6 protein-coding genes are annotated in these 6,377 nt (G+C 70.1%); 2 read left to right on the top strand and 4 right to left on the bottom strand.

Annotation, left to right across the window (positions count from 1 at the left end; genetic code table 11):
• Positions 1 to 175: 175 nt before the first annotated feature.
• Positions 176 to 394, bottom strand: a complete 219-nt coding sequence (locus ACFC51_RS35175; protein ID WP_376373723.1) for an MbtH family protein — start codon at positions 392 to 394, stop codon at positions 176 to 178.
• A gap of 1,236 nt (positions 395 to 1,630) precedes the next feature.
• Between ACFC51_RS35175 and ACFC51_RS35170 the strand changes: the two genes are divergently transcribed.
• Complete coding sequence (locus ACFC51_RS35170; protein ID WP_376373726.1) at positions 1,631 to 1,912, top strand: hypothetical protein; 282 nt, start codon at positions 1,631 to 1,633, stop codon at positions 1,910 to 1,912.
• A gap of 250 nt (positions 1,913 to 2,162) precedes the next feature.
• A complete protein-coding gene (locus tag ACFC51_RS35165; RefSeq protein ID WP_376373728.1) occupies positions 2,163 to 3,659 on the top strand; it encodes a SulP family inorganic anion transporter in 1,497 nt (498 codons plus the stop codon).
• 71 nt (positions 3,660 to 3,730) lie between these two features.
• Here the strand turns inward: ACFC51_RS35165 and ACFC51_RS35160 are convergent, their stop codons facing one another.
• The 3 genes from ACFC51_RS35160 to ACFC51_RS35150 all read right to left on the bottom strand — a co-directional run bounded on the left by ACFC51_RS35160 (position 3,731) and on the right by ACFC51_RS35150 (position 6,279).
• On the bottom strand, positions 3,731 to 4,771 hold the full coding sequence (locus tag ACFC51_RS35160) for an NAD(P)-dependent alcohol dehydrogenase (RefSeq protein ID WP_376377456.1): 1,041 nt from the start codon (positions 4,769 to 4,771) through the stop codon (positions 3,731 to 3,733).
• Positions 4,772 to 4,837: 66 nt separating this feature from the next.
• Positions 4,838 to 5,614, bottom strand: coding sequence for an SDR family NAD(P)-dependent oxidoreductase (locus tag ACFC51_RS35155; protein WP_376377454.1), 777 nt, complete (start codon positions 5,612 to 5,614; stop codon positions 4,838 to 4,840).
• On the bottom strand, positions 5,611 to 6,279 hold the full coding sequence (locus tag ACFC51_RS35150) for a TetR family transcriptional regulator (RefSeq protein ID WP_376377452.1): 669 nt from the start codon (positions 6,277 to 6,279) through the stop codon (positions 5,611 to 5,613). The genes ACFC51_RS35155 and ACFC51_RS35150 overlap by 4 nt, the downstream gene beginning before the upstream one ends.
• Positions 6,280 to 6,377: the final 98 nt, after the last annotated feature.

The following is a 6,377-nucleotide window of genomic DNA, read 5'->3' as shown; positions in this document are numbered from 1 at the left end:
GATGGATGAATAACGCGTGAACAACACGCATGACGGGGTATCAACACGCGTGCTGAAGACAGGTAATTGGCGCAACGTGATCAATTTCGATCAGAACGAGAGCGAAGTTGATTAAGTTTGACCACCAAGGCATCGCCCGCCCCGGGGCGGCGCCCTCGCCGCCCCGGACGTGCACCTATCCGGCGTCGGCCGCCATGGCCCTGACCAGGCTGGCAGGCCTCATGTCGCTCCAGGACCGTTCGATCGCATCGAGACAGTCCTGACGCGATCCTTCCGGGCCGTCGGCCCGCCAGCCGCCCGGGATGTCGAGATGCGAGGGCCAGAGCGAGTACTGGCCCTCCTCGTTCACCAGCGGCACGAACCGCCCCGACTCGTCATCGAAAGGGTTGGTCACGGCGTCCCCCACCTGTTCTCACCTTTTTCCACGGAATGCTCGTCGTCCGTCTCCGGACATTGCCTGCCGGCCGTTCCCGACGGCTGTCGCACTATCCCCCACCAACCCCCGCATGCGTTTCCGGCCACACGGAGCGGCGACACCGTACCCGTTCGAATACCGGCGGTAAACCGGCGCCGGAGACACGACTTCCCCGACCCCGCCTGTTCACGCCAGTCACCTTAGAGGAACAGGGGGAACCAAGAGGAAAATTCACCCTGTTACTCGCGAGTATGCAATGAAACAGCGGTGCAAGATTTCGCCCTGGACATATGCCAACCGACTCGCTGCGAAAACATCGAGTCATCCTCATGTCCCCATTGCGCCGTTATCCCTGACTATGACCCATGCAATTCCGGATAGTCGCACGCGTGCGCCCGCTCACTCCCCGTATGCATCCTGAATGCGCGTCAAGCCCCCGTGCGCCGGGCATGCGCCCCATGCATCCCGCCAGCCGAGTAGGCACCCGTCACCCGAGAAGCCGCCCGACGCCCCACGCTCGTCGCCCGTCGCCCGACGCCCGACGCCCGACGAGCAGCTCACCGAGCAACCGACTGCCGGGGCCGGCCGCCGGCACAGGTGGGGCCACAGATGGAGGCCACGAGTGGGCGATGCGGGCGGGGGGCCACGGGCGGACACGGCGGGAACCGGGCGGGCACCGCCGGCCACCCCCCGGCGCACCCCGCGACCGGCCCCCCTCCGGCCCACCCCTCCTCCGGCCCCATTCGGCCGGAGGAGCCGGAATCAGCCGAATACCGGAGACCCGGGCCAGCCCCTGAAGCAGGGCAGTGATCCAGCCACCGATCCCTGCACCTCGGCCGCCTTTCCGGATGACACACATCCGCCCCGAGGCGAACCATTGTGCGAATTTTTCGAGTGTCGCCGCCGCGGCATATGCAAAGGCCACACAGGCCTCGGCGATCTCAAATACTGAGAACCGATCGTGTGGTATAAGCCCAGGCCACAGGGGTCCTGCGTATGTTTTCACCCGTCATGCATCCACTTTCAGACTCTTCACAAAGGGTTAACTCCATAAGCCATCGGGCCTGTTAGCGTCCGAGGGAAGGAGTGAAGTCGGCAAGGAGGTGAAGAGTGCGAGGAGTAGCGGTCAGGTTCGTTCTCGCACTCCTGATGTGCTTCCTTCTGGCTCCGGATTCGGGCACTTCCCCGCCGGCTCCCCACGGGTCCGCGGCGGGAATGCCGACGGACCTCGTACCGGACACGGGCACGGCCCAGGGCGAGTTCGGCACGTGCGGCACCCCCGATCGCGGGGGCGAGCCGAACGGGGTTCTGCGCCACCGCGACCGGCATCGTTCCGGGACCGTGCCCGCACCCGAGACGCCGTCGCGTTCCGCGGTAGCGGGTGCCACCGCTGGGATGCTCGCCCCGGCGGCCGTCGCGGCCATGGGCAACGCGCACCACACGTCCAGATCCCCGGTCGCCCACTCCTCCTCACTGCTCCAGGTGTTCCGCTGCTGAGCTGACCGAGGCGCTCGGAGAGCTGCCCCCACCCGCGGTCCTGTACGACCCGACGGCGGTGGGGTCCTCCCGGCGCGCCCTCCGGCCCCTGTTCTCGTACGCGTACCGACGCGCCTTCCTTCGGCGCGCCAGGAGGAACCACTGGCATGCACTGTTTCGTCGATCCTGCGGCAGAAGACCTGAGCGTCAGCGACAGCGCGGTCTGGGCACCCCCGCCCGGCGACGAGCGCTCGGCCCCCTTCCGCACAGGATGAGGGCCGCCGTGGACCGTCTCACCAAGTTCCCTCATCTGCGGCAGGACTTCGCCGCCTCCCTCGTCGTCTTCCTCGTCGCCCTGCCGCTCTGCGTGGGCGTCGCCGTGGCCTCCGGCGTCCCGGCCGAGCTGGGTCTGATCACCGGCATCGTGGGCGGTCTCGTCACCGGTGTCATGCGCGGCAGCAGTCTTCAGGTGTCAGGGCCGGCCGCCGGTCTGACCGTGCTCGTCTTCGAGGCCGTCCGGTCCTTCGGGCTGCCCGCGCTCGGTGTCATCGTCCTGACCACGGGGCTGCTCCAGCTGGCCATGGGCGCACTGCGGCTGGGCCGCTGGTTCCGGGCCATCTCCGTCTCGGTCGTCGAAGGCATGCTGGCCGGCATCGGCCTGGTGCTCATCGCCGGCCAGCTCTACGCGGCCGCCGGCGCCGAGGCGCCGGCCTCCGGTACGGGAAAGATGACCGGTGTTCCGGGGCTGCTGGCCGACGCCGTGTCGAGTCCCGCGGCACTCACCTCCCTCGCGGTCGCCGCGTCGGCCATCGTCCTGGTGGCGGTGTGGAGCAGGATGCCGAAACGGGTGCGGGCGGTACCGGGCGCACTCGCCGCGGTCGCCCTGGCCACACTCGTCACGTCGGCCTTCGACCTGCCGGTCGGGACGGTCCAGGTCCAGGGACTGCTCGACGCCGTACAGATCCCCCCGGTGTCCGAGTTCGGCGGCCTCGCGAGCCTGAGCCTGCTCGGGACGATCGCGGCCTTCACCCTGATCGCCTCTGCGGAGAGCCTGTTCAGCGCGGCGGCGGTGGACCGGCTGCACGACGGGCCGCGCACCCGGTACGACAAGGAGCTGATGGCCCAGGGCACGGGCAACACCGTGTGCGGGATCCTCGGCGCGCTGCCGATGACCGCGGTCATCGTGCGCAGCTCCGCCAATGTGCGGGCGGGTGCGAGGACCCGGGCCTCACGGGTGCTGCACGGGGTGTGGCTGCTCCTCTTCGCGGCACTGCTCCCGTCCGCGCTGGCACTCATCCCCCTGCCCGCACTCGCGGGCATCCTGATCCACGCCGGGTGGAAGCTGATTCCGCTGCGGTCGCTCGTACCCCTGTGGCGTGAACACCGCGGTGAGGCGGTGATCCTGGTCGTCACGGCCGTGGCGATCGTGACGGTGAACATGTTCGAGGGTGTGCTGACCGGCCTGGCCCTGTCGGTGGCCAAGGCCGCCTGGGACGCCTCCCACATCAGGCTGGAGGTCGTCGACAGCCGGGGCGACCGCGTCCGGGCCCGGCTGTCGGGCAACGCGACCTTCCTGCGGCTGCCGAAAATACTCGACAGCCTGGAGGCGCTGCCCGAGGACCGTCCGATCGACCTGGATCTCTCCGGCCTGCAGCACCTGGACCACGCGTGCCGTACGGCGCTGGAGAACTGGGCGGAGCGGCACAGTTCGTCCGGGACCGAACCCGTGCGGCTGACCCGGGACGACGTGGTGACGGCAGCCCCCTGAGAACGCGGACGACTCGCCGGGCGCCCTCCGTGGGCGTCCCGGCGAGTCGTCCCCATCCGTGGGCCGTCGGGTCAGCCGTTCGGCAGGATGACCGCGCGGCCGTTGATCTTCCCCGCGTGCAGTCGTTCGTAGGCGAGCGGGGCCTCGTCGATGGAGTACGTCTCGACGTGGACGTCGACGGCGCCGGCGTGGGCGAGTTCGATGACTTCGGCGAGCTCCTTGCGCGAGCCCCAGTACGGTGCGGTGACCGACGTGGAGAACGGAAGGACACCGAATCCGACGGGCAGCGTGCCGCCGCCGATGCCGACGATGGTGACGTCGCTGTCGATCGAGGCGACCGCGCCGGCCGTCTTCACGGTGGGCTCGGCGCCGACGAAGTCGAACACGACCTTGGCACCGATGCCACCGGTGAGTTCCCGGACCTTGGCCGCGGCGTTCTCGTCGGACAGCACGGCTTCGTGGGCGCCGACCGCCTTGGCGAGGGCGAGCTTCTCCTCGGTCACGTCGAGCGCGACGACCCGTACGGCGGTCATGGCGCGCAGCAGTTGGATGGCCACGTGGCCCAGTCCGCCGGTGCCGATGACCACGGCGGTGGCGCCGGGCAGCAGCTTCGGCAGCGAGCGCTTGATCGCGTGGTACGGGGTGAGGCCCGCGTCGGTCAGCGAGACCGTCTTGACCGGGTCCAGGTCACCGATCGGCGTCAGGTGACGGGCGTCGTCGACGATCATGTACTCGGCCATGGCACCGGGGCTGCCCAGTCCGGGCGGGTTGATGCCGAGGTCGGCGGCGCGCAGGCAGTAGTTCTCCCGGCCCTCCGCGCAGTTCACGCAGGTGCCGCAGCCCCAGGGGCCGTAGACGGCGACCGCGTCCCCCACCGAGACGCCCTCCGCGCCCTCACCGAGTGCGGCGACGGTGCCGACGCCCTCGTGGCCGAGCGTGAGCGGCAGCTCGTAGGGGAACCCCTCGGCCGGCCAGCTCATCACGGCGATGTCCGAGTGGCAGACACCTGCGGCGCTCACCTTGAGCAGGATCTGGCCGGGCCCCGCGACGGGCTCGGGGATGTCGACGACCTCGGGTGCGGCGCCGATGGTGCGGTACTGGACGGCTTTCATGACTCTCCTTCGTTTTCTCCGTGCTTCCTTTGTGGCCCTCGTGGTGGCGCGGCGCCACCCGGGAGATCAGGAGGCGGAGTAGCCGCCGTCCACCAGGTGGTAGCTGCCGTGGATGAACGAGGCGCGGTCGGAGAGGAGGAAGGCCGCGAGCTCGGCGACCTCCTCCGAGGTGCCGAGACGCCCGGCCGGGTGAAGGGAGATCAGGTGGTCACGGGCCGGTCCGTCGGTGTCGCGGAGCAGCGGGGTGTCGATGAAGCCCGGGCCGACCGCGTTGATACGGATGTTCTGTGCCGCGTACTCGAGTGCGGCGGTCTTGGTGAGGCCGACGACACCGTGCTTGGCGGCTACGTAGGCCGGGGAGTTCGCGAAGCCGTTGGTGCCGAGGATCGACGACATGTTGACGACGGCGCCGCCGCCCGAGGCCAGGATGGCCGGGAGCTCGTAGCGCATCGAGTAGAAGACGCCGCTGAGGTTGGTGGCGACGACCCGGTTCCAGGCCTCGATGTCGTAGTCGCCGGTGGGCCGCGCGGGCCCGCCGATGCCGGCGTTGTTCACGGCGAGGTGCAGGGCGCCGAAGGTGTCGACGGCGAACCGCACGCCCGCCTCGACGGACGCCGGGTCGGTGACGTCGAGGGCGACGGCCGCGGCGCGCGCGCCGGTGGCCTCCAGCTCGGCGGCGGCCTCGCGGGCGCTCGCCTCGTTGTGGTCGGCGACGACGACGGTCGCACCGCTCGCGGCGAGCCGCCGGGAGAGGGCGAGGCCGATGCCGGACGCGCCGCCGGTGACGAGGGCGACCTTGCCGGTGAACTCCGCCTCGTGGGCGGTGGGGAGGTTGGTGCTCATGTGGTGCTTCCTTGCGTGGTGCTGTGGGGCGCCGGCCCGTCCTGCCGGGAATCCGACAGGTGTGTGGAGAGGGCGTCGAAGGCTTGTACGACGAGGTCGGGCAGAGCGGCCGGCCGGCCGCCCCTTACCCATGCCGCCTGGGCCGCGAGGAGCGCTCCGGCTCCTGCGGCGACGGCCACGGCGGGACGGAGGTCCTGCCGCGGATCCACACCGAGACGTTCAGCGAGAACGGCCACCGACTCCTCCTGGGCGTCCACACGGATGTGGTGGTACGCCGCGTACAGAGTGGGTTCTTCCTCGGCCATGACCAGCAGCTCGAAGATGCGGGGCCGCCGGTGCCAGGGCTCCGCCTCCGGGTCGTCGAGCCAGTCGAGGACGGCGCGGCGGTAGGCGGTGAGCGGGGGCTCGGCCGGGGGGCGCTCGCGGAGCGCGCGGTTGATCCGGTCGCCGTCGCCCCGCACTGCGTCGAGGACGGCGGCCTCCTTGTTCGGGAAGTACCGGCTGAAGGTGCGCCGGTCGACGTCGGCCGCCTGGGCGATCTCCTCGACCGTCACGCTCCGCAGACCGCGTTCGAGTACGAGCTCGAGTGCGCTCCGCGCCAGCGCGTCCCGGGTCCTGCGCGCCTTGCGGCTGCGCCGTTCCGGGACGTTCCCTGTTTCCTTCATGCTTGCACCGTACACCTTTAAATGTCCCGATGGGACATCTGTCCCGTCGGGACATCCGGCCGGGGTCCGCCGACGCACGGAGGCCCGGGGCGACGCCA

It is taken from the genome of Streptomyces sp. NPDC055962, from assembly GCF_042270185.1.
GTDB lineage: Bacteria > Actinomycetota > Actinomycetes > Streptomycetales > Streptomycetaceae > Streptomyces.
Note: the sequence above shows the minus strand (reverse complement) of the source record. Positions and strands in the feature narration are given on the sequence as shown.

Coding starts and splice junctions, on each gene's coding strand:
- ACFC51_RS35170 (WP_376373726.1), top strand. CDS start 1,631: ATGCCGACGGACCTCGTACCGGACACGGGCACGGCCCAGGGCGAGTTC.
- ACFC51_RS35165 (WP_376373728.1), top strand. CDS start 2,163: ATGAGGGCCGCCGTGGACCGTCTCACCAAGTTCCCTCATCTGCGGCAG.
- ACFC51_RS35160 (WP_376377456.1), bottom strand. CDS start 4,771: ATGAAAGCCGTCCAGTACCGCACCATCGGCGCCGCACCCGAGGTCGTC.
- ACFC51_RS35155 (WP_376377454.1), bottom strand. CDS start 5,614: ATGAGCACCAACCTCCCCACCGCCCACGAGGCGGAGTTCACCGGCAAG.
- ACFC51_RS35150 (WP_376377452.1), bottom strand. CDS start 6,279: ATGAAGGAAACAGGGAACGTCCCGGAACGGCGCAGCCGCAAGGCGCGC.